Origin of the sequence: Serratia sp. 22264 (assembly GCF_052045345.1) — a bacterium.
Taxonomy (GTDB): Bacteria; Pseudomonadota; Gammaproteobacteria; order Enterobacterales; family Enterobacteriaceae; genus Serratia; species Serratia plymuthica.
On sequence record NZ_JBQEOY010000002.1, the window covers coordinates 509,222 to 536,116 of the forward strand.

At 53.4% G+C, this 26,895-nt stretch carries 26 protein-coding genes, 4 tRNA genes, 1 rRNA gene and 1 other annotated feature; of the genes, 21 read left to right on the forward strand and 10 right to left on the reverse strand.

Annotated features, from left to right (window positions below; genetic code table 11):
* The first annotated feature begins 81 nt into the window (after positions 1-81).
* The 10 genes from alaS to luxS all read left to right on the forward strand — a co-directional run bounded on the left by alaS (position 82) and on the right by luxS (position 7,389).
* Entirely contained in the window at positions 82-2,709 is a 2,628-nt protein-coding gene (gene alaS, locus ACTJJ1_RS13275; RefSeq protein ID WP_020438477.1) for an alanine--tRNA ligase, read from the forward strand.
* Positions 2,710-2,961: 252 nt separating this feature from the next.
* On the forward strand, positions 2,962-3,147 hold the full coding sequence (gene csrA, locus ACTJJ1_RS13280; protein WP_004950328.1) for a carbon storage regulator CsrA: 186 nt from the start codon (positions 2,962-2,964) through the stop codon (positions 3,145-3,147).
* Between the two features lie 310 nt (positions 3,148-3,457).
* A tRNA-Ser gene (locus ACTJJ1_RS13285) sits at positions 3,458-3,550 on the forward strand.
* A 3-nt stretch (positions 3,551-3,553) separates the two neighbouring features.
* A tRNA-Arg gene (locus tag ACTJJ1_RS13290) sits at positions 3,554-3,630 on the forward strand.
* Positions 3,631-3,690: 60 nt separating this feature from the next.
* Positions 3,691-3,767 (forward strand) — tRNA-Arg (locus ACTJJ1_RS13295).
* A gap of 50 nt (positions 3,768-3,817) precedes the next feature.
* A tRNA-Arg gene (locus tag ACTJJ1_RS13300) sits at positions 3,818-3,894 on the forward strand.
* A gap of 176 nt (positions 3,895-4,070) precedes the next feature.
* The gene (gene yqaB, locus ACTJJ1_RS13305) at positions 4,071-4,637 is read left to right on the forward strand and encodes a fructose-1-phosphate/6-phosphogluconate phosphatase (RefSeq protein ID WP_440834005.1); all 567 of its coding nucleotides are present in this window, start codon (positions 4,071-4,073) and stop codon (positions 4,635-4,637) included.
* Positions 4,634-5,062 (forward strand): YqaA family protein, encoded by a 429-nt coding sequence (locus ACTJJ1_RS13310; RefSeq protein WP_041416753.1) that lies wholly within the window; start codon positions 4,634-4,636, stop codon positions 5,060-5,062. The genes yqaB and ACTJJ1_RS13310 overlap by 4 nt, the downstream gene beginning before the upstream one ends.
* Before the next feature lie 82 nt (positions 5,063-5,144).
* Positions 5,145-6,707, forward strand: a complete 1,563-nt coding sequence (gshA, locus tag ACTJJ1_RS13315) for a glutamate--cysteine ligase (protein WP_004950335.1) — start codon at positions 5,145-5,147, stop codon at positions 6,705-6,707.
* A gap of 166 nt (positions 6,708-6,873) precedes the next feature.
* A complete protein-coding gene (gene luxS, locus ACTJJ1_RS13320) occupies positions 6,874-7,389 on the forward strand; it encodes an S-ribosylhomocysteine lyase (protein WP_004950350.1) in 516 nt (171 codons plus the stop codon).
* A gap of 69 nt (positions 7,390-7,458) precedes the next feature.
* On the opposite strand, the gene ACTJJ1_RS13325 is transcribed toward luxS, so the two are convergent.
* Both ACTJJ1_RS13325 and ACTJJ1_RS13330 read right to left on the reverse strand, forming a co-directional pair.
* Entirely contained in the window at positions 7,459-8,748 is a 1,290-nt protein-coding gene (locus tag ACTJJ1_RS13325; RefSeq protein ID WP_004950356.1) for an HlyC/CorC family transporter, read from the reverse strand.
* Positions 8,749-8,790: 42 nt separating this feature from the next.
* Complete coding sequence (locus ACTJJ1_RS13330; RefSeq protein WP_006323686.1) at positions 8,791-9,582, reverse strand: cytochrome C assembly family protein; 792 nt, start codon at positions 9,580-9,582, stop codon at positions 8,791-8,793.
* A gap of 169 nt (positions 9,583-9,751) precedes the next feature.
* Between ACTJJ1_RS13330 and ffh the strand changes: the two genes are divergently transcribed.
* The 5 genes from ffh (at position 9,752) to rplS (ending at position 13,376) form a co-directional block, all read left to right on the forward strand.
* Positions 9,752-11,113: a signal recognition particle protein gene (gene ffh, locus ACTJJ1_RS13335; RefSeq protein WP_006323687.1), complete on the forward strand. Its 1,362-nt coding sequence runs from the start codon at positions 9,752-9,754 to the stop codon at positions 11,111-11,113.
* Between the two features lie 216 nt (positions 11,114-11,329).
* A complete protein-coding gene (gene rpsP, locus ACTJJ1_RS13340) occupies positions 11,330-11,578 on the forward strand; it encodes a 30S ribosomal protein S16 (RefSeq protein ID WP_004932501.1) in 249 nt (82 codons plus the stop codon).
* A gap of 18 nt (positions 11,579-11,596) precedes the next feature.
* Positions 11,597-12,145, forward strand: coding sequence for a ribosome maturation factor RimM (gene rimM / locus ACTJJ1_RS13345; RefSeq protein ID WP_004950368.1), 549 nt, complete (start codon positions 11,597-11,599; stop codon positions 12,143-12,145).
* 52 nt (positions 12,146-12,197) lie between these two features.
* Positions 12,198-12,965, forward strand: a complete 768-nt coding sequence (trmD, locus tag ACTJJ1_RS13350; RefSeq protein ID WP_004950370.1) for a tRNA (guanosine(37)-N1)-methyltransferase TrmD — start codon at positions 12,198-12,200, stop codon at positions 12,963-12,965.
* Between the two features lie 54 nt (positions 12,966-13,019).
* Positions 13,020-13,376, forward strand: a complete 357-nt coding sequence (gene rplS / locus ACTJJ1_RS13355) for a 50S ribosomal protein L19 (RefSeq protein ID WP_004950372.1) — start codon at positions 13,020-13,022, stop codon at positions 13,374-13,376.
* Positions 13,377-13,539: 163 nt separating this feature from the next.
* Here the strand turns inward: rplS and ACTJJ1_RS13360 are convergent, their stop codons facing one another.
* From ACTJJ1_RS13360 to ACTJJ1_RS13375, 4 genes are all read right to left on the reverse strand, one after another.
* A complete protein-coding gene (locus ACTJJ1_RS13360) occupies positions 13,540-13,758 on the reverse strand; it encodes a DNA-binding transcriptional regulator (RefSeq protein ID WP_004950376.1) in 219 nt (72 codons plus the stop codon).
* Between the two features lie 71 nt (positions 13,759-13,829).
* Positions 13,830-14,348 (reverse strand): lysozyme, encoded by a 519-nt coding sequence (locus tag ACTJJ1_RS13365; RefSeq protein ID WP_440834010.1) that lies wholly within the window; start codon positions 14,346-14,348, stop codon positions 13,830-13,832.
* Positions 14,332-14,553 (reverse strand): HP1 family phage holin, encoded by a 222-nt coding sequence (locus tag ACTJJ1_RS13370; RefSeq protein ID WP_041417303.1) that lies wholly within the window; start codon positions 14,551-14,553, stop codon positions 14,332-14,334. The genes ACTJJ1_RS13365 and ACTJJ1_RS13370 overlap by 17 nt, the downstream gene beginning before the upstream one ends.
* A gap of 268 nt (positions 14,554-14,821) precedes the next feature.
* Positions 14,822-15,586 carry a DUF481 domain-containing protein gene (locus ACTJJ1_RS13375; protein ID WP_004950379.1) on the reverse strand — a complete coding sequence of 255 codons (765 nt, stop codon included), beginning with the start codon at positions 15,584-15,586 and terminating at the stop codon, positions 14,822-14,824.
* 565 nt (positions 15,587-16,151) lie between these two features.
* Here ACTJJ1_RS13375 and ACTJJ1_RS13380 point away from each other — a divergent pair.
* Positions 16,152-17,225, forward strand: coding sequence for a 3-deoxy-7-phosphoheptulonate synthase (locus tag ACTJJ1_RS13380; RefSeq protein ID WP_006323715.1), 1,074 nt, complete (start codon positions 16,152-16,154; stop codon positions 17,223-17,225).
* A gap of 6 nt (positions 17,226-17,231) precedes the next feature.
* Positions 17,232-18,353, forward strand: coding sequence for a bifunctional chorismate mutase/prephenate dehydrogenase (gene tyrA, locus ACTJJ1_RS13385; RefSeq protein ID WP_020438487.1), 1,122 nt, complete (start codon positions 17,232-17,234; stop codon positions 18,351-18,353).
* 40 nt (positions 18,354-18,393) lie between these two features.
* On the opposite strand, the gene pheA is transcribed toward tyrA, so the two are convergent.
* The 4 genes from pheA to bamD all read right to left on the reverse strand — a co-directional run bounded on the left by pheA (position 18,394) and on the right by bamD (position 21,227).
* Positions 18,394-19,551, reverse strand: coding sequence for a bifunctional chorismate mutase/prephenate dehydratase (gene pheA / locus ACTJJ1_RS13390; protein WP_004950385.1), 1,158 nt, complete (start codon positions 19,549-19,551; stop codon positions 18,394-18,396).
* A gap of 41 nt (positions 19,552-19,592) precedes the next feature.
* Positions 19,593-19,718: a sequence feature (Phe leader region), on the reverse strand.
* Complete coding sequence (locus ACTJJ1_RS13395) at positions 19,670-19,717, reverse strand: hypothetical protein (RefSeq protein WP_193378397.1); 48 nt, start codon at positions 19,715-19,717, stop codon at positions 19,670-19,672. (Overlaps the previous feature by 48 nt.)
* A 123-nt stretch (positions 19,719-19,841) precedes the next feature.
* Positions 19,842-20,183, reverse strand: coding sequence for a ribosome-associated translation inhibitor RaiA (gene raiA / locus ACTJJ1_RS13400; RefSeq protein ID WP_004950387.1), 342 nt, complete (start codon positions 20,181-20,183; stop codon positions 19,842-19,844).
* 312 nt (positions 20,184-20,495) lie between these two features.
* Positions 20,496-21,227, reverse strand: coding sequence for an outer membrane protein assembly factor BamD (gene bamD, locus ACTJJ1_RS13405; protein ID WP_004950389.1), 732 nt, complete (start codon positions 21,225-21,227; stop codon positions 20,496-20,498).
* Positions 21,228-21,358: 131 nt separating this feature from the next.
* Between bamD and rluD the strand changes: the two genes are divergently transcribed.
* From rluD to ACTJJ1_RS13425, 4 genes are all read left to right on the forward strand, one after another.
* Complete coding sequence (gene rluD, locus ACTJJ1_RS13410) at positions 21,359-22,336, forward strand: 23S rRNA pseudouridine(1911/1915/1917) synthase RluD (RefSeq protein ID WP_004950391.1); 978 nt, start codon at positions 21,359-21,361, stop codon at positions 22,334-22,336.
* Positions 22,336-23,067 (forward strand): purine nucleoside phosphorylase YfiH, encoded by a 732-nt coding sequence (gene yfiH / locus ACTJJ1_RS13415; RefSeq protein ID WP_440834014.1) that lies wholly within the window; start codon positions 22,336-22,338, stop codon positions 23,065-23,067. Before rluD ends, yfiH begins: the two co-directional genes overlap by 1 nt.
* 130 nt (positions 23,068-23,197) lie before the next feature.
* Positions 23,198-25,771, forward strand: a complete 2,574-nt coding sequence (clpB, locus tag ACTJJ1_RS13420; RefSeq protein ID WP_440834017.1) for an ATP-dependent chaperone ClpB — start codon at positions 23,198-23,200, stop codon at positions 25,769-25,771.
* Positions 25,772-26,300: 529 nt separating this feature from the next.
* Positions 26,301-26,895 (forward strand): 16S ribosomal RNA (locus tag ACTJJ1_RS13425); the annotation flags it as partial.

The following is a 26,895-nucleotide window of genomic DNA, read 5'->3' on the forward strand; positions in this document are numbered from 1 at the left end:
TTTTGTTCGTGAGCTAGATGCCATCGTCAGGATGTCGCGCTCTTGCTCACGTGTCGTTATTCTAGCCTTTCCGGGAAAATTATGAGCAAGAGCACCGCTGAGATCCGTCAAGCGTTTCTCGATTTCTTTCATAGTAAAGGCCACCAGGTTGTAGCAAGCAGCTCCCTGGTACCTAACAATGATCCGACATTGTTGTTTACCAATGCCGGCATGAACCAATTTAAAGATGTTTTCCTGGGGCTGGACAAGCGTGCCTATTCCCGCGCCACTACCTCACAGCGTTGCGTGCGTGCGGGCGGTAAGCATAACGATCTGGAGAACGTCGGTTATACCGCGCGTCACCATACGTTCTTTGAAATGCTGGGCAACTTCAGCTTCGGCGACTATTTCAAACACGATGCCATCAGTTACGCATGGGAACTGTTGACCGGCGAAAACTGGTTTAACCTGCCGAAAGAAAGGCTGTGGGTGACCGTCTATGAAACCGATGACGAAGCTTTCGACATCTGGCAGAAGCAGATTGGCGTACCGGCGGAACGCATTATCCGTATCGGCGACAACAAGGGTGCGGCCTTCGCGTCCGACAACTTCTGGCAAATGGGCGATACCGGCCCATGCGGTCCGTGCACCGAGATCTTCTACGATCACGGCGATCACATCTGGGGTGGCCCGCCAGGCAGCGCGGAAGAGGATGGCGATCGTTACATCGAGATCTGGAACATCGTTTTCATGCAGTTCAACCGCCAATCTGACGGCACTATGTTGCCTCTGCCAAAACCTTCGGTAGATACCGGTATGGGCCTGGAACGCATTGCCGCGGTGCTGCAGCATGTGAACTCCAACTATGAAATCGATCTGTTCAGCAAGCTGATTACCGCAGTGGCGAAAGTGACCGGCGCGGTTGATTTGGATAACAAATCCCTGCGTGTTATCGCCGACCATATCCGTTCCTGCGCCTTCCTGGTGTCAGACGGCGTAATGCCGTCAAGCGAAGGCCGCGGCTACGTGCTGCGCCGCATCATCCGTCGTGCTATCCGCCATGGCAACATGCTGGGCGCGAAAGAGAGCTTCTTCTATAAACTGGTTGCGCCGCTGATCGAAGTCATGGGCCCGGCAGCCGACGAATTGAAGCGTCAGCAATCGCTGGTTGAGAAAGTGTTGAAAACCGAAGAAGACCAGTTTGCCCGTACGTTGGAGCGTGGTCTGGCGTTGTTGGATGAAGAGCTGGCCAATCTGCAGGGCGACACCCTGGATGGAGAGGCTGCCTTCCGCCTGTATGACACTTACGGTTTCCCGGTCGATTTAACCGCAGACGTGTGCCGTGAGCGCGGTTTGAAAGTGGATGAAGCCGGCTTCGAACAAGCTATGGAAGCGCAGCGCCGCCGTGCGCGCGAGTCCAGCGGCTTTGGTGCCGACTACAACAGCATGATCCGCGTTGATGGCGCCAGCCAGTTCAGCGGGTATGACCACGAAGAACAGCAGGCTACAGTGACGGCGTTGTTCCGCGACGGCCAGCCGGTGGATGAGATCCACGTGGGTGAAGAAGCTGTGGTGGTACTGGATGAAACGCCATTCTACGGTGAGTCCGGTGGTCAGGTTGGTGACAAAGGCGTGCTGAAAACCGCAGGCGCGGACTTTGTGGTTAGCGATACGCAGAAATACGGCCAGGCTATCGGGCATCAGGGCAAGTTGTCCCATGGCGTGCTGAAGGTGAAGGATCGCGTCGATGCGCAGATTGATATCGCCCGCCGTAACCGTATTCGTTTGAACCACTCAGCTACCCACCTGCTGCATGCCGCATTGCGTCAGACGTTGGGCGAGCACGTGGCGCAGAAAGGCTCGCTGGTTAACGATAAATATCTGCGTTTCGATTTCTCGCATTTTGAAGCGATGAAACCGGAACAAATCCGCGTTGTGGAAGATTTGGTTAACCAGCAGGTGCGTCGTAACCTGCCGGTGCAAACCGAAGTGATGGCGCTGGACGATGCCAAAGAGAAGGGCGCGATGGCGCTGTTTGGCGAGAAGTACGACGACAGCGTACGTGTACTGACCATGGGTGACTTCTCTACCGAACTGTGTGGCGGTACTCACGCCAGCCGTACCGGTGATATCGGCCTGTTCCGCATTCTGACCGAATCAGGTACCGCAGCGGGTATTCGCCGTATTGAAGCCGTAACCGGCGAGGGCGCGATTGCGACCCTTCATCAGCAAAACGATCTGTTACAGGACGTTGCGCAGTTGGTGAAAGGTGACAATAGCAACCTGACGGACAAGGTGCGTGCGGTGCTGGATCGTACTCGCGCACTGGAGAAAGAGCTGCAGCAGTTGAAAGATCAGCAAGCTGCGCAGGAAAGCGCTTCGTTGTCCAGCCAGGCGAAAAAGGTCAATGGCGTGCAGCTGTTGGTCAGCCAGCTTGATAACGTTGAGGCGAAAATGCTGCGGACCATGGTTGACGATCTTAAAAATCAGCTGGGTTCCGCAATTATCGTGCTGGCCACTACGGCTGACGATAAGGTTAGCCTGATTGCCGGCGTGACCAAAGATTTGACCGACCGGGTGAAAGCCGGCGAGTTGATCGGCCACGTAGCGCAGCAGGTTGGCGGCAAAGGGGGTGGGCGCCCCGACATGGCGCAGGCCGGGGGGACCGATGTCAGTGCCCTGCCTGCGGCCTTAAACAGCGTAGAGGCCTGGGTGGCTTCGAAACTGTGAATATAAATAAATAGCACTTATAAACGCCATAACTCATTGCTGATTATGGCGTTTTTAGCCTGTGCTAACACAATTTAGTTACAATTCCGGGAACAAAGTTTTTCAGGTCGGCTAAACTTATTATTATCTGAGGTGAGACCAAGCCTGCTTACACTTATTGTGGGTTAGATGGCTTACGTTTTCGCAGCATATGATGGATAATGACGGGGAAACTGAGAGACCCGACTCTTTTAATCTTTCAAGGAGCAAAGAATGTTAATTCTGACTCGTCGAGTTGGTGAAACCCTCATGATTGGCGATGAGGTCACTGTCACAGTGTTAGGGGTCAAGGGCAACCAGGTTCGTATTGGTGTGAATGCCCCTAAAGAGGTGTCAGTGCACCGCGAAGAAATCTATCAGCGCATTCAGGCAGAGAAGTCTCAACAGACGACCTTCTGATTTCGAAGCAGCGTCTCGTTGCTTGGCGAGACGCTACTGTGCTTTTTTGTGCCCATCATTAATCCTTTCCCGCTTTCATCTTCTTATTTCCCGATTGCAGCCATTCGCTTTGTTTGCGGTTTCACCCTGGCGGCCTGTTGATAAAACACTCTTTTTGCCTTGAAATCGCCCATGTTGAGTGTGAATTGCGCAAACGCACGTGAGTTGGGAAAAATTGTTTGACTTAAAAGTCGGAGAAAGTAATATGTGCGCCACGCAGTGCCGATGAGCTTCTCTAAAGCAAGTTAGGCACAATTCGAAAGAAGCGTATGGTGAGGTGGCCGAGAGGCTGAAGGCGCTCCCCTGCTAAGGGAGTATGCGGTCAAAAGCTGCATCCGGGGTTCGAATCCCCGCCTCACCGCCATTTGCATCCATAGCTCAGCTGGATAGAGTACTCGGCTACGAACCGAGCGGTCGGAGGTTCGAATCCTCCTGGATGCACCATATTTTGCAGTATGGTGGGGTAGTAAAACGTACCATACGGTATCAAAAAAGAATTCCTGTGCATCCATAGCTCAGCTGGATAGAGTACTCGGCTACGAACCGAGCGGTCGGAGGTTCGAATCCTCCTGGATGCACCATTCTTTCTGTCAAACTTGTTTCTTCAAGCAGACAAAACAAAAACAGTAATGCATCCATAGCTCAGCTGGATAGAGTACTCGGCTACGAACCGAGCGGTCGGAGGTTCGAATCCTCCTGGATGCACCATCTAAGAAAAACCCGCTTCGGCGGGTTTTTCGCTTTTCCGGCTTCGGCAAAATACTTTCCGCACTTCTCTTCTCACCGGACTTTTCCCAGAGCACATTCCGCCATTACGCGATCAGCGACAACCTTCCGGCTTTACGCTAAAGTAGTTTTCTTTCCTCAACGATCATGGAGTAACGATGTACGACCGCTATCAGGGTCTGATCTTCGACATGGACGGCACTATCCTTGATACCGAGCCGACGCACCGTAAAGCGTGGCACGAGGTGTTGGCCCGTTACGGTATGACGTTTGATGAAGCGGCTATGGTGGCGCTGAACGGTTCTCCGAGCTGGCGCATTGCCCAGTCGATTATTACCCGCCATCAGGCCGATCTCGATCCCCATCAACTGGCTGCGGAGAAAACCCGTGCGGTGGAAACTATGCTGCTGGATACCGTGCGCCCATTGCCGCTGATTGAGGTAGTCAAAGCCTATCACGGCCGTCGTCCAATGGCGGTTGGCACCGGCAGCGAACACCGTATGGCGGAATCTTTGCTACGCCATTTGGGCCTGTTCCACTGTTTTGATGCGATCGTGGGTGCCGATGACGTACTGCGGCACAAGCCCGAACCTGATACTTTCCTGCGTTGCGCCGAGCTGATGGGTGTGCCGCCGGAAAAATGTGTGGTGTTTGAAGACGCAGATTTCGGTATTGAGGCGGCGAAAAGCGCCAATATGGCTGTCGTAGACGTTCGCACGCTTTGAGTAGTACGCTGGCGGTTATGTCGTTATTCGGCAGCAGCTTCCTCAGTGCGACGCTGCTGCCGGGAAATTCAGAGATTGTTTTGGTTGCCTTGCTGACCAACAGCCGTGCCTCACCGGAATTACTGGTGTTGGCCGCGACGTTGGGGAATACGCTCGGTGGGTTGACCAATGTCATTATAGGACGCTTGTTGCCGGCGTTGAAACCGCAGCGGGGGCTGGAGACAGCGCTCGGGTGGATGAAACGCTTTGGCCCGGCTGCGCTGTTGCTCAGTTGGGTGCCGGTAGTGGGCGATTTGTTGTGCGTGTTGGCAGGTTGGCTGCGCATGCCCTGGGGCCCTGTAGCGCTGTTTCTGTGTATCGGAAAGGCGCTGCGTTACATCATTTTGACTATGATAACGTTACAGGGAATGGCCTGGTGGCATTAACGAAGTGAATATAACTCAATATTCACTCGGGTGCAGATTCAGTATGCTTACGAGTTATTGTTTTTAGAAGCGGGAGGTCAATTTGATCCCGGACGTATCACAGGCGCTTTCTTGGTTGGAAGCCCATCCCCATGCATTAAAAGGTATTCGTCGCGGCATTGAACGTGAAACGCTGCGTGTCACTGCGGACGGAAAACTGGCGACAACCGGACATCCGGAAAAGTTGGGGGCGGCATTAACGCACCATTGGATTACTACAGACTTTGCCGAGGCGCTGTTAGAGTTTATTACGCCGGTTGACGATAACCTCGACCATCTGTTGACGTTCCTGCGCGATATCCATCGTCACGTGGCGCGTAATCTGGGTGATGAACGCATGTGGCCGCTCAGCATGCCGTGCTTTATTGAAGCCGAGCAAGACATTGAGCTGGCGCAGTTCGGTTCGTCGAATATTGGCCGCATGAAAACGCTGTACCGTGAAGGATTGAAAAATCGCTACGGTGCGTTGATGCAGACCATTTCCGGCGTGCATTACAATTTCTCGCTGCCGCTGGAGTTCTGGCAGGCATGGGCCGGCGTAAAAGACGCAGAGAGCGGTAAAGAGCAGATTTCTGCGGGCTACTTCCGCTTGATCCGCAATTACTACCGTTTTGGCTGGGTGATCCCGTATTTGTTCGGCGCGTCGCCGGCGATCTGTTCCTCGTTCCTGAAAGGGCGTGAAACCGCATTGCCGTTCGAGCGTACTGAACAGGGGATGTGCTATCTGCCGTATGCCACTTCGCTGCGATTGAGCGACCTGGGTTACACCAATAAATCTCAGAGCAATCTGGGCATTACCTTCAACGATCTGCAAAGTTATGTCGCCGGTCTGAAGCGGGCGATTGTCACGCCTTCCGAAGAGTTCGCCGAATTGGGTGTAAAGGACGGCGATCGTTACCTGCAATTGAACAGTAACGTGCTGCAGATTGAAAATGAACTGTATGCGCCGATCCGGCCGAAGCGCGTGACCAAAAGCGGTGAGACGCCGTCAGATGCGCTGTTGCGCGGCGGTATCGAATATATCGAGGTTCGTTCGCTGGACATCAACCCGTTCTCGCCAATCGGCGTGGATGCGGTGCAGGCGCGTTTCCTGGACCTGTTCCTGGTGTGGTGTGTGCTGGCCGATGCGCCAGAGATGAACAGTGATGAACTGCTGTGCACGCGCAAAAACTGGAATCGGGTGATCCTCGAAGGACGCAAGCCTGGCCAAACCATCGGTATGGGCTGTGATGACAGCCGTGAGCCGCTGGAGAAAGTCGGTAAGGCGTTGTTTGACGATCTGCGACGCGTGGCGGAGGTGCTGGATAGCGAAGCCGGCGATCGCCAGTATCAGCAAGTTTGCGATGAACTGGTTGCGGCGTTTGACGATCCGGAGCTGACGTTCTCTGCTCGCATCCTGAAAGCGATGAAGGAAGAGGGAACCGGCCGTGTGGGCTTGCAATTGGCCGAGCAGTACCGTCAGATGCTGATGGAAGAGCCGTTGGAAATTCTGACCGAAGCCGAGCTGACGAAGGAACAGGAAGCCTCATGGCAGCGTCAACGCAACATAGAAGCCAGTGATACGCTAAGCTTTGAAGAGTTCCTGAAGCAACACGGCGGGGGCTGAAAAAGAAAAAGGCCACATCAATGTGGCCAAATATGCATCTCTGATGACAGGGATGATGATAACAAATGCGCGTCTTTCACATACTCAGACTCGCTGGGTTGGAAAAGGTTTCCTGGTTAGTTAAAAAAGTTTCGAAATAAATACTCTTTCACGAGGAGGTAACGAAATGCCACTGCTGGATAGCTTCACCGTAGACCATACCCGCATGGCAGCCCCGGCTGTCCGCGTCGCGAAAACCATGAAAACTCCTCATGGCGATACCATCACCGTGTTCGATCTGCGCTTCTGTCGGCCGAACCTGGAAGTGATGCCAGAACGCGGCATTCATACGCTGGAACACCTGTTTGCCGGCTTTATGCGCGATCATCTGAACGGCCAGGGCGTTGAGATTATCGATATCTCCCCGATGGGATGCCGCACCGGTTTCTACATGAGCCTGATCGGCGTGCCGGAAGAGCAGCGCGTTGCCGATGCGTGGAAAGCGGCGATGTCCGACGTGCTGAAAGTGACTGACCAGCGCAAAATTCCTGAGCTGAATGAGTTCCAGTGCGGGACTTATCACATGCACTCTTTGGAAGAAGCGCAGGAAATCGCCAAGCACATTCTCGATCACGACGTGGTAGTGAACCACAACGAAGAGCTGGCGCTGCCGAAAGAAAAGCTGCAGGAACTGCATATCTAGTTCACAGCCACAGGCTATAGCGATAAAAAAAGACGCGAGGTTCGCGTCTTTTCTCTTTCTGGCGGGCAGTCAGCGCTGTTGAACGCTGGATTGCAGCGACTTTATCGGTGTGACCCGCACCTGTTTTATCATATTGTCTTGCACGTCGAGGATATCGACGTCGTAGTGACTTACGCGCACACGGGTACCGATCTCGGGGATCTCTTCCAACTCTTCCAGCAGCATGCCGTTAATGGTGCGAGCCTCGGTGGCCGGCAGTGTCCAGTTGAAAGCCTTGTTTAACTCGCGCACGTTGGCAGTACCGTCTATCAGCACGGAGCCGTCGCTCTGCGGATTAACTTCCTCCGCCAGCGTGGGTGACATGGAGGTCGTGAAATCGCCTACGATCTCCTCCAGAATATCTTCCACCGTTACCAGCCCCTGAATATCACCGTACTCGTCCACCACGATTCCGACTTTCTCTTTATTCCTCTGGAATTTCACCAGTTGGACATTGAGCGGTGTACCTTCAGGCACGTAGTAAATTTCGTCAGCGGCGCGCAGCAAATTCTCTTTGTTAAACTCTTTCTTCTCGGTCATCAGCCGGTAAGCTTCACGCACCCGCAGCATACCGATGGCGTCATCCAGCGAGCTGCGATACAGCACGATGCGGCCGTGCGGCGAGTGGGTAAGCTGGCGCATGATCGACTTCCAGTCGTCGTTGACGTCGATACCGACGATTTCGTTGCGCGGTACCATGATGTCATCGACCGTCACCTTTTCCAGGTCCAGTACCGAGATCAGCATGTCTTGATTGCGACGGGAAATCTGCGAGTGGGACTCATTGACGATGGTGCGCAGCTCGTCCTTGCTCACCGCATCGCTGACGCGTACGTTGGTGCGAATGCCGAACACGCGCAATATCAGCGTGGTGATGCCATTGAGCAGCCACACTAGCGGGAACATCACCTTCTGCAGAGGCGCCAGTAAAAAGCTGCTGGGGAAGGCGATGCGTTCCGGGTACAGCGCCGCGAAGGTTTTTGGCAGCACTTCGGCGAACAACAGCACGGCGAACGTCAATACGCCGGTAGCGATGGCTACGCCGAGGTCGCCATACAGGCGCATGCCGACGATGGTCCCCAGTGCCGACGCGAGAATGTTCACCAGATTATTGCCGATCAACACCAGGCCAATCAGGCGATCCGGTTTTTGCAGCAATTTCTCGACCCGGCGGGCAGAGCGGCTACCCTGCTTGGCGAGATGACGGAGACGATAGCGGTTGAGCGTCATCATGCCGGTTTCGGATGCTGAGAAGTAAGCGGAGACCACAATCATGATCACCAGAATAATGATCAGGGTCCCTGTCGAAACGTGCTCCAACGCGGTATTCCTTATATAAGGGAAAAGAGGGCCTGAGGCGGCTTAGCGCACCATGACTTGTTGAATCAGACGGCTGCCGAAATAGGCCAGCGTCAGCAAGAAAGCGCCGGCAAAGCTGAACCAAACGACGCGGCGTCCGCGCCAACCTTCATGATAATGGCCCCACAGCAGAACGATGTACACAAACCAGGCCATAATGGACAGCACGGCTTTATGAACGTTCTCTTTACTGAACAGGTTATCCATATACAGCAGACCGGTGCACAGTGTGAGCGTGAGCAGCACTACGCCGATCTGGGTGATGTGGAACATTTTGCGTTCGATACTCATCAGCGGCGGCATGTCGGCACTGAAGGACAGCTTTTTGTTTTTTAGCAGGTAGTCCAACCAGGCAAGCTGCAGCGCATACAGTGCGGCAATAATCAGCGTAGCGTAAGAGAACAGCGCCAGACCTATATGCACCATCAGCTCCGGGCTGGCTTCCAGATGGGTGATGAATTCGCCCGGCATAAAACTGGCGAAGGCCAGATTGATCATCGCGAAGCTATAAACGATGGGCAGCAAGAACCAGCCGCGATTGCGCGAAGCGACAAAGGTCATGATCGAACAAATGATCAGACTGACGATGGAACCGATGTTCAGCAGGCTGAGATTTTGCCCGGCGCTGACGTCAAAGATACGTTGCTGCAGTGCGATGGCATGGCAAATTAGCGCCACCACCGCCGAGACGATAGCAAGCCGACGGTATGCGCTGTTCTTCCGCAACAAGCTGGGAATAATCAGTCCAAGGCTGAGCAGGTAGGCCATCAAAGCCACAATGGAGAAAACTGGCATAGCGTTTAATTTTGCTTCGGCATGGTTAATTGGATTGCCAGTATAGCGTTGAGCGCGTTCCACTCCAACCGATCTCCAACGCTGAGGCAGAGATCCTGTACGCTTCGTGTTATCATCGCCGCAATTGTGTCGCCAAAGCGGCCTGTCATTACACGTTGAGCATGAGACGATGTTTGAAAATTTAACCGATCGATTGTCGCGCACACTGCGCAATATCAGCGGCCGTGGGCGGCTGACCGAAGAGAATATCAAGGAAACCCTGCGTGAAGTGCGCATGGCGTTGCTGGAAGCGGACGTTGCGCTGCCGGTAGTGCGCGACTTTATCAACCGCGTCAAAGAGAGTGCGGTGGGGCATGAAGTCAACAAGAGCCTGACGCCGGGGCAAGAATTCGTCAAGATCGTCAAGAGCGAGCTGATTGCCGCGATGGGCGAAGTGAATACCGAGCTGAATCTGGCGGCGCAGCCACCGGCCGTGGTGCTGATGGCGGGCCTGCAAGGTGCCGGTAAAACCACCAGCGTCGCCAAGCTCGGCAAATTCCTGAAAGAAAAACAGAAGAAAAAAGTGTTGGTGGTTTCCGCGGACGTTTACCGTCCGGCGGCGATCAGGCAGTTGGAAACGTTGGCGGAAGGCGTCGGCATCGATTTCTTCCCGTCGGATGTCAAAGAAAAGCCGATCGACATCGTTAACCGTGCATTGCAGCAGGCCAAGCTGAAATTCTACGACGTGCTGATCGTCGATACCGCCGGCCGTTTGCACGTAGACGAAGCGATGATGGACGAGATCAAACAGGTGCATGCGGCGATCAAGCCGGTGGAAACCCTGTTTGTGGTCGATGCCATGACCGGTCAGGATGCCGCCAATACGGCCAAGGCCTTTAACGAGGCGCTGCCGCTGACCGGCGTAGTGCTGACCAAGGTCGACGGCGACGCGCGTGGTGGTGCCGCGCTGTCTATCCGTCACATCACCGGCAAGCCCATCAAGTTCCTCGGTGTGGGCGAGAAGACCGATGCGCTGGAGCCATTCCATCCAGACCGCGTAGCGTCACGTATTCTCGGCATGGGCGATGTGTTGTCGCTGATCGAAGATATCGAAAGCAAGGTTGACCGCGAGCAAGCGGAAAAACTGGCTAACAAACTGAAGAAGGGCGACGGTTTCGATCTGACCGACTTCCTGGAGCAGTTGAAGCAGATGCGTAACATGGGCGGCATGGCGAACATGCTGAGCAAATTGCCCGGTGCCGGCCAACTGCCGGACAATGTGAAATCGCAGATGGACGATAAAGTGCTGGTGCGCATGGAGGCGATCATCAACTCGATGACGCTGAAAGAGCGCGCCAAACCGGAAATCATCAAGGGTTCGCGCAAACGTCGTATCGCGATGGGCTCCGGCATGCAGGTGCAAGATGTTAACCGCTTGTTAAAGCAGTTCGACGAAATGCAGCGCATGATGAAGAAGATGAAGAAAGGCGGGATGGCGAAGATGATGCGCGGCATGAAAGGTATGATGCCGCCGGGCTTCCCAGGCCGCTGACAGGCGCTTGCCCCCTGGGGTGAGCGTGTTTAAGCATTTGCCGTTCGCGGCAAAAACCGCCCGAAATAGTGCTGGCCGAAAAAAGTTGTTGACGGTGATCTACGCTTTAGATTGCTTTTTGCGCCAAAATGAGTAAAATTTTCGGGCTTTTTATATTGCAACCGGGCCCCGTTCCCTCAATGGGGCCCGGCTGTTTTATTAACTAAAGAGGATGTTATGGTAACAATTCGTTTGGCACGTGGCGGCGCTAAAAAGCGTCCGTTCTATCAAGTAGTAGTGACCGACAGCCGCAATGCTCGTGATGGTCGCTTCATCGAGCGCGTAGGCTTCTTCAACCCGATCGCATCTGGTCAGGCTGAAGCACTGCGTCTGGACCTGGACCGCATCGAACATTGGGTCGGCCTGGGTGCAACCGTTTCTGATCGCGTTCACGCGCTGATCAAAGACGCTAAGAAAGCAGCTTAATCTGTCGCGGTGGTGGCAATGAGCAAGCAACTCAAACCGGTAGCACCGATCGCGCCGATTGTACTCGGTAAAATGGGGTCTACTTACGGCATCCGTGGTTGGCTCAGAGTATTTTCATCCACCGAGAATGCCGAAAGCATTTTTGACTATCAGCCCTGGTTTATCCAGCAGGCGGGTCAATGGCAGCTTGTCGAGTTGGAAGACTGGAAGCGCCACAGTCAGGACCTGATCATCAAAGTCAAAGGCGTTGACGATCGGGATGCTGCGAATCTACTGACCAATCGCGAGATTGTCGTGGATTCCGAACAACTTCCCGAGCTGGAAGGTGATGATTACTACTGGAAAGACCTTATGGGCTGCCAGGTAGTCACTACCACCGGCTACGAACTGGGTAAAGTCGTCGATATGATGGAAACCGGTTCGAATGACGTGATGGTTGTGAAAGCTAACCTGAAGGATGCGTTCGGCATGAAGGAGCGGTTGGTCCCGTTTCTTCATGGGCAGGTTATCAAGAAAGTCGATCTCACTGCTCGCGTGATTGAGGCAGATTGGGATCCTGGTTTTTGACCTCCGAATTAAACGGTCGAAGCAAGTGGAATAACGGAATGGGGATTGGCTTGTGTTCATTGGTATTGTAAGCCTGTTTCCTGAGATGTTCCGCGCGATCACCGATTACGGGGTGACTAGCCGGGCAGTAAAAAATGGCCTGCTGAGCGTGCAGTGTTGGAGTCCGCGTGACTTCACCTACGACCGGCATCGTACCGTGGACGATCGCCCTTATGGCGGCGGCCCGGGAATGCTGATGATGGTGCAACCCTTGAGGGAAGCTATTCATGCAGCAAAAGCAGCGGCAGGCGAGGGAGCAAAGGTGATTTATCTGTCACCTCAGGGGCGCAAGCTGGATCAAGCTGGCGTGTGCGAACTGGCGGCCAACTCGAAGATGATTCTGGTTTGTGGCCGTTATGAAGGGATAGACGAGCGCGTAATCCAAACCGAAATTGATGAAGAATGGTCAATCGGCGATTACGTTCTCAGCGGCGGGGAACTGCCGGCAATGACCCTGATCGATTCCGTCGCCCGTTTTATACCGGGTGTTCTGGGCCATCAGGCTTCAGCAGAAGAGGATTCTTTTGCCGATGGATTGCTGGACTGCCCGCATTATACCCGTCCTGAGGTGTTGGAAGGGATGGAGGTTCCGCCGGTTTTACTGTCGGGCAACCATGCCGAGATACGTCGCTGGCGCTTAAAGCAGTCGCTGGGCCGTACCTGGCTTAGAAGACCTGAACTTCTGGAAAGCCTAGCTCTGACTGACGAGCAAGCGGTGTTGCTGGCTGAGTTCCAACGGGAACATCAGGCCAAGCAGCAGGACTATGAAGGGAACGTCTGAGCATCTGGCTCGACGGGACCGATATATCAGTTTACCTAGGGTAAGAGACATATTATGAGCAACATTATTAAGCAAATTGAACAAGAGCAGATGAAGCAAGACGTACCTGCATTCCGTCCGGGTGATTCCGTGGAAGTGAAGGTATGGGTCGTTGAAGGTAGCAAAAAACGTCTGCAGGCATTCGAGGGCGTGGTTATCGCTATCCGTAACCGCGGTCTGCACTCTGCATTCACTGTTCGTAAGATTTCCAACGGCGAAGGTGTTGAGCGTGTATTCCAGACTCACTCCCCAGTAATCGACAGCATTACTGTTAAACGTCGTGGTGCCGTTCGTAAAGCCAAACTGTACTATCTGCGTGAGCGTACTGGTAAGTCTGCTCGTATCAAAGAGCGTCTGAACCGCGTAGGCTAATGCTGCATCCGAAAGTTAATAGCTATGAAGGGGTTGGCAATATGCCAACCCCTTTTTTTATGCTTGTTGTTTGCAGGTTGCATATGCAAGATTGTTTTTCGTAAATGCGCTATGAAGGTTGATTTTTGCGGGCATAAAAAAGCCTGCTGTCGCAGGCTATGCATTAGAGTGCGGCAGCGCGTTGTTTGCCTTTCTCCGGGTGAGGCTGAGCCGGAATGATATCACCGGGTTTTACAATCACCCGCGCAACCGACTCATGGGTGGCGAAGGTGCAGCTGCAGTTAATGTTCTGGCATTGATGATAGCGCTCTTTGGTCGACTCGCTCAGGTAGCGGCTGGAGCGAGTGTGGGCCACGTTACCGCATAGTGGACAGTGCATCATAGAAACCCCCTTGCAATAAATTAAATAATAATCAATAGATTAAGCAACGAAATGGCATCGAAGAATGCTGGTCAAGAGGCGCGTTCAGCACCTTTGAGACACAATTTGCGTTCCTCCGCACGCCGACGTTCCAGCCCTTTACTCTTTTTGCCATTGATGTAGATCCAGCGTGGTAACTGATCGCATGCCTGTTGCCACAGATGCTGATTGAGAAAATAGGCCAGCGTGGATCCGCAGGCGGCGCTTACCCCGACGTTGAAGGTAAAAGCGATTACTGCATCATAAATCTCTTGCGGTAGGGCTGGTGGTATACAACTCGCCACACCTTGTTCTATACGTCGAACATCGGCCAGAAAATCTACTGCGGCCCTTTCCTCGGTGATCGTGACATCAGGTATCACTCCAGCGGTGTGTCCTACACCTTGCGTCCACACGCCTGCATCGCACTGATAGGGCGACAGTTGGCACCCCTCAAAGTCAGTAATCAGTTTTAGCCCGCTCTCAGAGGTTTTAACCTGCCCGAACTGCGGCAGCAGCATAGCTATCGCAAGAATAGTTGCAGCGACACAACGTTTAACGATTGAGCTCATCGTAAATTCTCCTTCGAGATACGGCGTTTTTCTCTATAGCCTTGAGAACCTGCAAACTTTTTCGCCGGTAGTACCAGTTCACCAGAAAGGTGCCAATTCCGACTGCGGCACCGACCAAAAATGCGAGGTCCTGGGGGGAAAGCTTGCCCAACCAAGCGAGAAATAGCGCTATAGCGTAAGTAATAAATGAGGTGACTTTCTCCATTGATTCAATCCCACTGTTGTTTGCCTGAGGTGCCTGCATGAGCCATCCTGACGGCAATAGCGGCGTTATGGGCAATGTATCGCTGTGAGCATTAAGATTGCCCATGCTCCGTTCCTGTTTAATAACTACTGTGTATGCATACAGTATTAAGCTATTTGCTAAAGTCGTCAATAGTGTGAATGCTATTTTTAGCAAAATGTTTAATGGGAGACTTTGGGCATAAAAAAGCCCATCAGTGATGGGCTTGGTAGGATTGGGCTTAGAAGGATTACAGACCGTAAACCAGCGAGACCGAGGTCGTGGTGTCGGTATTTTTCGGCGCAGACGCCGGTGGTTTACTGTTGTAAGTCACGGTGTAAGCCAGGCGCAGCGAGAACTTGTCGTTAATCGCTACGCTCAATGCAGTCTCGGAGTTCAGCGTGGTTTCTTCGTTAGCCAGCGCCGAAACGCCTTCGGAGAACTTGGTGGTGTCGGTCAACTGGTATGAATAGTTGGCTGCGCCGTAAGCCAGTGCTTTCGTTGAACGGCCGCCGCCATGATATTCATCGTGACGTACGCCCGGACCAAATTCTACCCGTAAATCGCTGAGTGGCCCGTTGAGCACTTGACGGCCGTAGCCACCCGTTGCGGTGGAGCGAGAGTCGTAACCGTTGAAACGATCGCTCAACCAGCTTGCCTGGCCGAACAGATAGTTGCGATCGGACAGATTATAACGGGTACGGCCGCCGGCCTGATACTTTTCCGAAGAGCGCACGTTGGAAGAGGTGGTGTTGTTGGCGGCTCCCCACAGGCTGTAGGCAGCATCGCTGTTAAACCAGGTCATGCTGGTATTGGCCAACAAGGTAGAGCTTTGTGAGTTGCCTGACTGGGAGTTGTACCCGGCCTGGACATTGCCTTCAAACGGTTTTTTGGCGGTGGCCGGGTCGTCCATCGCAGTGAAAAGCGTATTGTCGGCAAAGGCTGAAACGCTGGTGAAGGCAGTCAAGCAGCTGATGACTAGCGGAATAGCGCGACGAGCGCGTAAAGAGAGCATTTTGGATCCAGTTGTTAAGAGTGATTATAGGTGATAACGGTCACATTATAACGATTCGGCATTGCGACAAAAATAGCCGTGATTAGCTTAAGTTTTAAATTTTTCATCCTCACTTATTCACTTTTCTTCTACTTAATTAACCCCTCCCGTTGGCATATCATGCTAAGTGTCCTTAAGGTCTGATGGGTTTTTAGACGAGATTGTCGCCAGTGGGCAACAAAACCGGCTGTCATAGCCCCGTTGAAGCTCTGTTCCTGCCCGTCATGCGCTGTAATGTTTTATGTACAATAATGTTTACAGTCGTCGCCTGAGCTGTTCAAAGCAATAGGTCGTAAATCAGAACCGGAAAAGTTGGTTGAGTTTATTTTTATTTATTTAAAATCAATGTAATGAGTGTATTTTGTTACTGGCGACATCCTGGGTTTTTGATGGTGCCTTGTGGTGGTAATTTTTTATTTACGGATTTCGGATTGAAAACTTTACAGTTCGTGGTAGGGTAAGGCTCTGAAACGCTCAACGTTCTCATCACGCTTACGCATAACGGCAAAACGACAGGAATAGCATCATGCAAAAAGACGCGCTCAATAACGTACATATCAGTGCAGAACAAATTCTGATCACTCCGGAAGAACTGAAGAACCAGTTCCCGCTTAGCGCCAGCGATGAAAATGAAATCGCCACTGCGCGCAAAACCATCGCCGATATTCTGCAGGGGCGCGATCACCGTCTGCTGGTGGTGTGCGGGCCTTGCTCTATCCACGATCCGGATGCGGCACTGGATTACGCCCGTCATTTGAAAACCCTGTCGGCTGAATTGAGCGATCAGCTGTATATCGTTATGCGTGTCTATTTTGAGAAACCGCGGACTACGGTCGGCTGGAAAGGCCTGATTAACGATCCGTACATGGATGGTTCGTTTGACGTTGAGGCAGGTTTGCACATCGCGCGTCGCCTGCTGCTTGACCTGGTCGGGATGGGGTTGCCGTTGGCGACCGAGGCCTTGGATCCGAACAGCCCGCAATACCTGGGCGATTTGTTCAGTTGGTCAGCGATTGGTGCCCGTACTACAGAATCACAAACTCACCGTGAGATGGCTTCAGGGTTGTCAATGCCGGTAGGTTTCAAAAACGGTACCGATGGCAGTCTGGGTACGGCAATTAACGCCATGCGCGCAGCGGCAATGCCGCACCGGTTTGTCGGTATTAATCAGGCGGGTCAGGTGTGCCTGTTGCAAACTCAGGGTAATCCGGATGGCCACGTGATCCTGCGCGGCGGCAAAACGCCAAACTACAGCGCCGAGCACGTTGCGGCTTGCGAAAAACAGATGCAGGATGCGGGACTCCACCCATCCTTGATGATAGATTGCAGCCATGGCAACTCGAATAAAGACTATCGCCGTCAGCCGGCGGTTGCCGAGTCCGTGGTTGAGCAGATCAAAGCGGGTAACCGTTCGATTACCGGTATTATGCTGGAAAGTCACCTGCACGAAGGCAGCCAGTCTTCCGAGCAGCCACGTGCTGATATGCGCTACGGTGTTTCTGTTACTGACGCCTGCATTAACTGGGAGAGTACAGAGACGCTGCTGCGCCATATGCACCAGGAACTCGGCGCTGCGCTGACGGCACGCACTGGAGAGTAGTAAGTTATGGTGGCTGAACTGACCGCGTTGCGCGATCAAATCGACGAAGTGGATAAAGCGCTGCTGGAGCTGCTGGCGAAACGCCTGCAACTGGTGGCGGAAGTGGGCGAAGTTAAAAGCCACCACGGTTTACCGGTGTACGTTCCCGAGCGTGAGGCGGCGATGCTGGCCTCGCGCCGTAAAGAAGCGGAAAACCTTGGCGTGCCGCCGGATCTGATCGAAGACGTACTGCGCCGCGTGATGCGCGAGTCTTACGTCAGCGAGAATGACAAAGGCTTTAAAACCCTGTGTCCGCAGCTGCGCCCGATTGTGATTATCGGCGGTAACGGTCAAATGGGGCGGTTGTTCAACCGTCTGCTGACGCTGTCCGGCTACCAGGTCAAGGTGTTGGATCAGGAAGATTGGCCGCAGGCCGACGCATTGTTGGCGGATGCCGGCATGGTGATCGTCAGCGTGCCTATTCACGTGACCGAACAGGTGATTGGGCGGCTGCCGCCGTTGCCGGCGGATTGTATTCTTGTCGATCTGGCTTCGGTAAAAAATCGTCCGCTGAATGCCATGCTTGCGGCACATGGTGGCCCGGTGGTGGGACTGCACCCGATGTTCGGGCCGGATGTAGGCAGCGTGGCCAAGCAGGTCGTGGTGTATTGCGATGGACGCCAACCGGAAGCCTATCAGTGGTTGCTGGAGCAGTTGCAGGTGTGGGGCGCTCGTTTACACCGCATCAGCGCAGTTGAGCACGATCAGAATATGGCGTTTATCCAGGCGCTACGCCATTTCGCGACTTTTGCCTATGGGCTGCATTTGGCGGAAGAGAACGTTCAATTGGAACAACTGCTGGCGCTGTCTTCGCCAATCTACCGGCTGGAACTGGCGATGGTCGGGCGACTGTTTGCTCAGGATCCGCAGTTGTATGCGGATATCATCATGTCGTCGGAAGAGAACATTGCGCTGATTAAACGCTACTACCAGCGTTTTGGCGAGGCGATAAAGCTACTGGAACACGGGGATAAACAGGCGTTTATCCAGAGCTTCCAGAAGGTGGAAGACTGGTTTGGCGATTACGCCCAACGCTTCCTGGTGGAAAGCCGTTCGCTGCTGCGGCAGGCGAACGACAGTCGGCAATAAGTTATCAGGGTTCGGCTAGCCGAACCCTTTTTTATTTCATTCAGGACGGATTGACCGGTACCACGCTGTCGCTGGGATAGCAGCCGAGTACTTTCAGCGAACGGGTAATCGGCGTCAGATCTTTCAAGGCTTTTTGCATCGCTTCAGAACGCAGGTTCGCCTGCACATCGATATAAAACATCTCTTCCCATGGATTGCCGTTAATTGGACGGGACTCCAGTTTGGTCATGATGATGCCGTTGTCACGTAACACCAGCAGCGCTTCAACCAGCGCGCCTGACTGCTGGCCGGTGGCCATAATCAGCGTGGTTTTGGCCGGTACTTGTTCCGACACCTCGATAGCCTTGCGCGCCAACACGATGAAGCGGGTAATGTTCTGCTGCTGGTTCGCCAGGTTGTGTTCCAGTACCTGCAGACCATACAGCGCGCCGCCAGCCTCGCTGCCCAATGCCGCAGCTTTCGGTGAGTTTAGCTTGGCGACTTTTTCCATTGCTGCCGCGGTGCTTTCGCAGTACTCGATTTTCCAGTGCGGGTAGCGGTTAATGAATTGGCTGCACTGTTGGAACGGCTGCGGGTGGCTGTACACGGTTTCGATCTGGTTCAGGTCGGTGTCGCCGGCTACCAGGACACAGTGATCGATAGGATTGGTCAGTTCGCCGACGATCGACAAGCTGGTGTGTTGCAGCAGATCGTAGACGTCGTTGATCGAGCCGGAACTGGTATTTTCAATCGGCAGGATGGCGTAATCCGCCTGACCGGTTTCGACCTGGGTGAAAATGTCCTGGAATTTATGGCAACCACACTCAATCAGTTGGTCGAAGTGGCGGGCGGCGTATTGGCGCGCGGCCAGGTGCGAATAAGATCCTTTCGGCCCGAGGAAGGCAATGCGGGCCGAATGTTGGCTGATTTGATTAAGCTGATGCTGCAACAGCGCTTGCTGGGTCAATACCGAGTCTTCGATAATCAGCTGGAACAGGCGGGTTACGTAAAAACCGTCGAGATCGTAGGGTTTGGCGGCGGCGATTAACGCATCCAGCAGATCTCGCTCGCGTTCTTTATCGCGGATGGGACGATGGGAATGCAATTTGGTTTTTCCGACCTCCACCGCCAACTCACGGCGCTCCGCCAGCAGGGCCAGCAGTTTGAGATCCAGTGCGCTGATGCGTTCGCGCAGCACGAGTAATGGGTTGTCAGTCATAATCAGCTTCTGCCTTGTATTTTTATACGTCGTAAATAGCCATAAAAAAAGCCCCCTGTTTCAGGAGGCTTTGCTGTTCGTCTTCGCATTCTTTATCACACGACGAAACGCCTCCCAATCAGGGGAAGGTAAAAAAGAATGCGAAGAAAAACGGTTTGCGGGCCATGCGTTATCCAAAATAGGTGTGAGGCAGGTTTTAAAGTAACCGCAGGCTTTTATCTCTGTCAATAAAAACCCCAGACAAAAAACGCGCCCTCAGGCGCGTTTGAAGTGAAATAGCCGCTAAACGGTTATTCCTGTTCCGGCTCAACTTCCGGAACGATGTCTTTCACACTGGCGGCGGCGCGGCGTGCTTCGCCTTTGTGCTGCACCTTATTCAACTGACGCTCCAGCTTGGCGATCAGATCGTTAACGGCGGTATACATGTCTTCATGTTTTGCGCTGGCAACCAGCGGGCCGTTAGGGGTGGTAATGGTGGCGTCTGCTACAAACCCTTTAGGTTCTTTGGATAAAACAATATGCGGGTTAATCAGCTGGGCCTGCCATTTTTCCAGTTTGGTGAGACGGTCTTCGACGTGACTGCGGATTGCGGGAGTGATATCCATTTGTTTGCTGGTAATGTTCAATGTCATATAACTTACCTCTCTGTCTTTCCGTCTTGGATGACCCCAGCATACCGCGCTTTTTGCTTAAATGCGTGATGAAAATCACGTTTTTTTGTCACTTTTTGCAAAGTTAGTTCAATCTGTGATTCAGCATTTGAATCGGTCATCTAACGCTTGAGTCTTACGGACAGAACGCGCATTATTGAACGGATAAGCGGTTGTGCAATCTTGCTAATGCCGTGTTTTTGCTTGTGTATTTTTCAAATTATGACCAAATCCGCAGCAAATAAAAACGGCAGCCGAAGCTGCCGTTTTGCTTTTCTGCCATCGCTAATCCGCTTATGACGGATTGGCGGCAATCACTTTGGCCACTTTGTCGGCCTGGCCGTTCAATTGCAGCTGTTTGTAAGCGTTTTCCATCAGGGGTAAGGCGTCGCGCGTGGCCTGGGTATCCGGATATTCACGCAACATCTGATCGGCACGATTAACGACCGCGACGTAAGCACCGCGTTTAGTGTAGTATTCCACCACCGAAAGCTCATATTTGGCCAGGCGGTCTTTCAGATACACCAGACGCTTGTTGGCATCGGTTACATACTGGCTGGTCGGGTATTGCTGAATCAGCTGGCTGAAATCGCGAAAAGCAGCGCGAGCATGCTGTGGATCGCGGTCTGAACGATCGACCCCGAAGAAGCCTTGCAACGCACTGTCATCCAGCGCCATATCGGTCAGACCACGCATGTACATCACGTAGTCGATGTTCGGGTGCGTTGGGTTCAAACGCATGAAACGATCGATAGACGCCTGAGCCAGCGGTAAATCGGCAGATTTATAATAGGCATAAATCAGGTCCAACTGAACCTGCTGGGAGTACGGCCCGAAAGGATAGCGGTTATCTAACGCTTCGAGTTGCGTAATCGCGCCCTTAAAGTTACCGTCCTGCAGTTTTTGCTGGGCAGTAGCATAGATTTCCGAAGGTGGGTTGTCGGGAACCGCATCCTTGGATGTGGAGCAACCTGCCAGCGCCAGGCTCAACGTGGCTGCCGCCACCAGATATTTCATACGCGTCATGACGTTTTGATTATCCTCAGGGTGTTATTCCGGGAGACTGTCCGTTAAGCTCCCGACAAAGACCAGGTACAATAGCACATTATATTAAACGGCATCGCCGTGAAAACCCAACGTTAACGAAGAAGCTGCATATGGCACAACAAGTACAACTCACCGCAACGGTGGCCGAATCTCAACTCGGACAACGTTTAGATCAGGCTTTGGCCGAATTGTTCCCTGATTATTCGCGATCTCGCATAAAAGAATGGATCTTGGACGATCGGGTACAGGTTAATGGCAAAACGACGAACAAACCGAAAGAGAAAGTGCTGGGGGGAGAGACGGTCGCCATCGATGCCCAGATAGAAGAAGAGGCCCGTTGGGAACCGCAGGATATCGCACTGAATATCGTCTACGAAGACAGTGATATTTTAGTGATCAACAAGCCTCGCGATCTGGTTGTGCACCCTGGCGCCGGTAACCCGGACGGCACTGTGCTCAATGCGTTGCTGCATTACTACCCGGAAATTGCTGACGTGCCGCGTGCCGGCATCGTGCACCGTCTGGACAAAGACACTACAGGCTTGATGGTGGTGGCGAAAACCGTTCCTGCGCAAACCCGCCTGGTCGAGGCATTGCAGGCACGTGAAATCACCCGTGAATACGAAGCGGTCGCTATTGGTACCATGACCGCCGGCGGTACCGTTGAAGAGCCGATCTCACGCCACTCCACCAAGCGCACGCATATGGCGGTGCACCCGATGGGCAAACCGGCGGTGACGCATTACCGCATTATGGAGCACTTCCGTGCGCATACCCGTTTGCGTCTGCGTCTGGAAACCGGTCGTACCCACCAGATCCGCGTGCATATGTCGCACATCAATCATCCGCTGGTAGGCGATCAGCTGTACGGTGGCCGCCCACGTCCGCCGAAAGGCGCTTCGGAGGCATTTATTGCTACGCTGCGCGGTTTCGATCGCCAGGCGCTGCACGCCACCATGCTGCGTTTGTATCACCCAATCAGCGGTATCCAGATGGAGTGGCATGCGCCGTTGCCGCAGGATATGGTCGATTTGATTAACGCGCTGAAGGTCGATACCGAAGAATTCAAAGATCAGATGAATTGGTAATGGATTCCTTTATCCTGCCTGATTGGCCGTTGCCTGCAGGGGTAAAAGCCTGCAGCACCACTCGTGGTGGCGGTATTAGTCTTCCGCCATATAATTCGCTCAACCTCGGCACCCATGTCGGGGATGCGGCGTCTGCGGTGAAGCGTAACCGTGACCGGCTGGCGGCGGGCGTGAGCCTGCCGCAGATGCCGCTTTGGCTGGAGCAGGTTCACGGTACCCGCGTAGTGCGGCTGGATGGGCAAACCCCAACCGATCTGTGTGCGGATGCGGTTTACAGCAATGTGCCGGGGCAGGTGTGCGCAGTGATGACGGCGGACTGCCTGCCGGTGTTGTTCTGCTCACATGCCGGTGATGAAATCGCCGCTGCCCACGCCGGCTGGCGCGGGCTTTGCAATGGCGTGCTGGAACAGACTCTGGCGGCATTTACCGCTGAACCGGGCCATATCAGCGCCTGGCTTGGTCCGGCAATCGGTCCGCAGCAGTTCGAAGTGGGGCCAGAGGTCCGTGCCGCATTTATTGCTGTGGATAGTGTCGCAGCTGCCGCTTTCACTCCGCACGGCGATAAGTTTCTGGCAGATATCTATCTGCTGGCTCGTCAGCGCCTGCAGCGCGCCGGCGTAGAACTGATCTACGGCGGTGATCGCTGTACGGTTAGCGAAATCAGTCATTTTTTCTCCTATCGACGCGATGGAATAACCGGACGTATGGCAAGTTTAATCTGGCTGATATAACCTATTGAATTAGGACGGTCCGCTGACGCATAACGTTGTACTGATAATATAGTGTCGAAATAACCTTGAAAATTTGAGGGATGACCTCATTTAATCTCCAGTAGCAATTTTGACCTACATTGGAGGTGTTATGCGTCTGGATCGTCTTACCAACAAATTCCAGCTTGCCCTCGCCGATGCCCAATCCTTAGCCCTTGGGCACGACAACCAGTTTATGGAACCGTTACATCTGATGAGCGCACTGCTCACTCAGGAAGGGGGCACGGTTCGTCCATTATTAACTTCAGCCGGTATCGATAGCGGGCGCGTGCGCACCGAAATCGAACAGGCATTGTCTCGTCTGCCTCAGGTTGAAGGCACCGGTGGCGACGTTCAACCGTCCCATGAGCTGGTGCGCGTTCTGAACCTGTGCGACAAGCTGGCGCAAAAGCGGGCGGACAAATTCATTTCTTCCGAACTGTTCGTCCTGGCGGTGCTTGAAGATCGCGGAACCTTGACCGATCTGTTGAAAGCCGCCGGAGCAACAGCCGATAAAATCAGTAAGGCCATTGAGCAAATGCGGGGTGGTGACAGCGTGGAAGATCAGGGTGCCGAAGATCAGCGTCAGGCGTTGAAGAAATACACTATCGATCTGACCGAGCGCGCCGAACAGGGCAAGCTTGACCCGGTTATCGGCCGTGACGAAGAGATCCGCCGCACCATTCAGGTGTTGCAACGTCGTACCAAGAATAACCCAGTGCTGATCGGTGAGCCTGGCGTGGGTAAAACTGCGATTGTCGAAGGTCTGGCGCAGCGCATCATTAATGGTGAAGTGCCGGAAGGCCTGAAGCACAAACGTGTGTTGTCCCTCGACATGGGGGCGTTGATCGCCGGGGCTAAATACCGCGGTGAATTTGAAGAGCGACTGAAAGGCGTACTGAGCGATCTGTCAAAACAGGAAGGCAGCGTCATTCTGTTTATCGATGAATTGCACACTATGGTCGGCGCGGGCAAGGCCGATGGCGCAATGGATGCCGGCAACATGCTTAAACCTGCGTTGGCGCGCGGGGAACTTCACTGCGTTGGCGCGACCACGTTGAACGAATACCGTCAGTATATAGAGAAGGATGCGGCGCTTGAACGTCGTTTCCAGAAAGTCTATGTGGCTGAGCCGAGCGTCGAAGATACCATTGCTATCCTGCGTGGCTTGAAGGAGCGTTATGAGCTGCACCACCATGTGCAGATCACCGACCCGGCGATAGTTGCTGCGGCCACGTTGTCGCACCGCTATATCTCCGATCGTCAGTTGCCGGATAAGGCTATCGATCTGATCGATGAGGCTGCGTCAAGTATCCGTATGCAGATGGACTCCAAACCGGAATCGCTCGACAGGTTGGAACGCCGCATTATTCAGCTCAAACTGGAACAGCAGGCGCTGAACAAAGAGTCGGACGACGCCAGTAAGAAACGCCTGGAAATGCTCAGCAGCGAGCTGGAGCAGAAAGAGCGCGAATATTCAGAATTGGAAGAAGAGTGGAAAGCCGAGAAAGCTTCGCTCTCCGGCACCCAGAATATAAAGGCGGAACTGGAGCAGGCCAAGATCACTCTGGAGCAGGCGCGTCGCGTCGGCGATCTGGGGCGCATGTCTGAACTGCAGTATGGCAAGATCCCTGAGTTGGAAAAACAGCTCGCCGCCGCTACGCAGGCCGAAGGCAAAACCATGAAGCTACTGCGCAACCGGGTGACTGACGCGGAAATCGCTGAAGTGCTGGCGCGCGCCACCGGTATTCCGGTAGCCAGAATGTTGGAGGGCGAGCGTGACAAACTGCTGCGTCTGGAGCAGGAGCTGCATTCCCGGGTGATTGGCCAGGATGAGGCGGTTACTGCGGTATCCAATGCAATCCGCCGCAGCCGTGCGGGATTGTCCGACCCTAACCGGCCGATAGGCTCGTTCCTGTTCCTTGGCCCTACCGGGGTGGGTAAAACCGAGCTGTGCAAAGCGCTGGCGTCATTCCTGTTCGACAGTGACGATGCGATGGTGCGTATCGATATGTCCGAGTTTATGGAGAAACATTCGGTATCGCGGCTGGTGGGGGCACCTCCGGGCTACGTTGGTTATGAAGAGGGCGGTTATCTGACCGAGGCCGTGCGCCGTCGACCTTATTCGGTGATCCTGCTGGATGAAGTGGAGAAAGCGCACCCGGATGTGTTCAACATCCTGCTGCAGGTATTGGATGACGGGCGTCTGACCGATGGTCAGGGCCGTACCGTTGATTTCCGCAATACCGTGGTGATCATGACCTCTAACCTTGGGTCTGATCTGATACAGGAACACTTTGGTCAGATGAACTATGCGCAGATGAAAGAATTGGTTATGGAAATGGTTACTCATCATTTCCGTCCGGAATTCATCAACCGTATAGATGAGGTGGTAGTGTTCCATCCGCTTGGCCAGAAGCATATTGCCGAGATTGCCAAGATTCAGCTGGCGCGTCTGTACAAACGTCTTGAGGAGCGTGGTTACGAAGTCACCATGACCGAACCGGCATTGGCACTGTTGGGCCAAACCGGCTACGACCCTGTTTATGGCGCGCGTCCGTTGAAACGTGCTATCCAGCAGGAAATCGAGAACCCGTTGGCGCAGCAAATTCTTTCCGGCAAGCTGATCCCAGGCAAACTGGTTACGCTGGATGTGGAAAACGAGCATATTGTGGCCAGGCAATAACGGCTATTTAGCGTAATAACAGAATGGGGAGCGGGAAACCGCTCCCTTTTTGTTATCTACTTTTTGCCGGGCTTGTGAGATTTACATCCTCCATAGCCCTAAAATCCCACTATTCTAGGCTAATAAATATCCTAAAAAGCCATTATTGGTTAATGTTTGAGCGCTTGAAAAGTTTTTTGCATTTAGGGGTTGCGGCCTTCTGAGAACTCCCTATAATGCGCCTCCACTGACCGGGAACAACGACTCCTCTAACGAGAACACGTCGCCAGGTCGGTAAGAGAAAAGCGAAATAAACGCTTGACTCTTCGGGTGAAAAGCGTAGTATACGCCACCTCGAGATAGCAAGCTACGGCGGCTAACTCACTGCTCTTTAACAATTTATCAGACAATCTGTGTGGGCACTCCACAAGACGATATCCAGTACCTTCGGGTACGAAAAAATATCAAGTCTTGAAGAGTGACTACTGAAGTAAAATTCATTTAGTAACCTTTGAGCATCGCTTCACGAGTTGAAGCAAATCGAACTTTTAAATTGAAGAGTTTGATCATGGCTCAGATTGAACGCTGGCGGCAGGCCTAACACATGCAAGTCGAGCGGTAGCACAGGAGAGCTTGCTCTCTGGGTGACGAGCGGCGGACGGGTGAGTAATGTCTGGGAAACTGCCTGATGGAGGGGGATAACTACTGGAAACGGTAGCTAATACCGCATAACGTCTACGGACCAAAGTGGGGGACCTTCGGGCCTCACGCCATCAGATGTGCCCAGATGGGATTAGCTAGTAGGTGGGGTAATGGCTCACCTAGGCGACGATCCCTAGCTGGTCTGAGAGGATGACCAGCCACACTGGAACTGAGACACGGTCCAGACTCCTACGGGAGGCAGCAGTGGGGAATATTGCACAATGGGCGCAAGCCTGATGCAGCCATGCCGCGTGTGTGAAGAAGGCCTTAGGGTTGTAAAGCACTTTCAGCGAGGAGGAAGGGTTCAGTGTTAATAGCACTGTGCATTGACGTTACTCGCAGAAGAAGCACCGGCTAACTCCGTGCCAGCAGCCGCGGTAATACGGAGGGTGCAAGCGTTAATCGGAATTACTGGGCGTAAAGCGCACGCAGGCGGTTTGTTA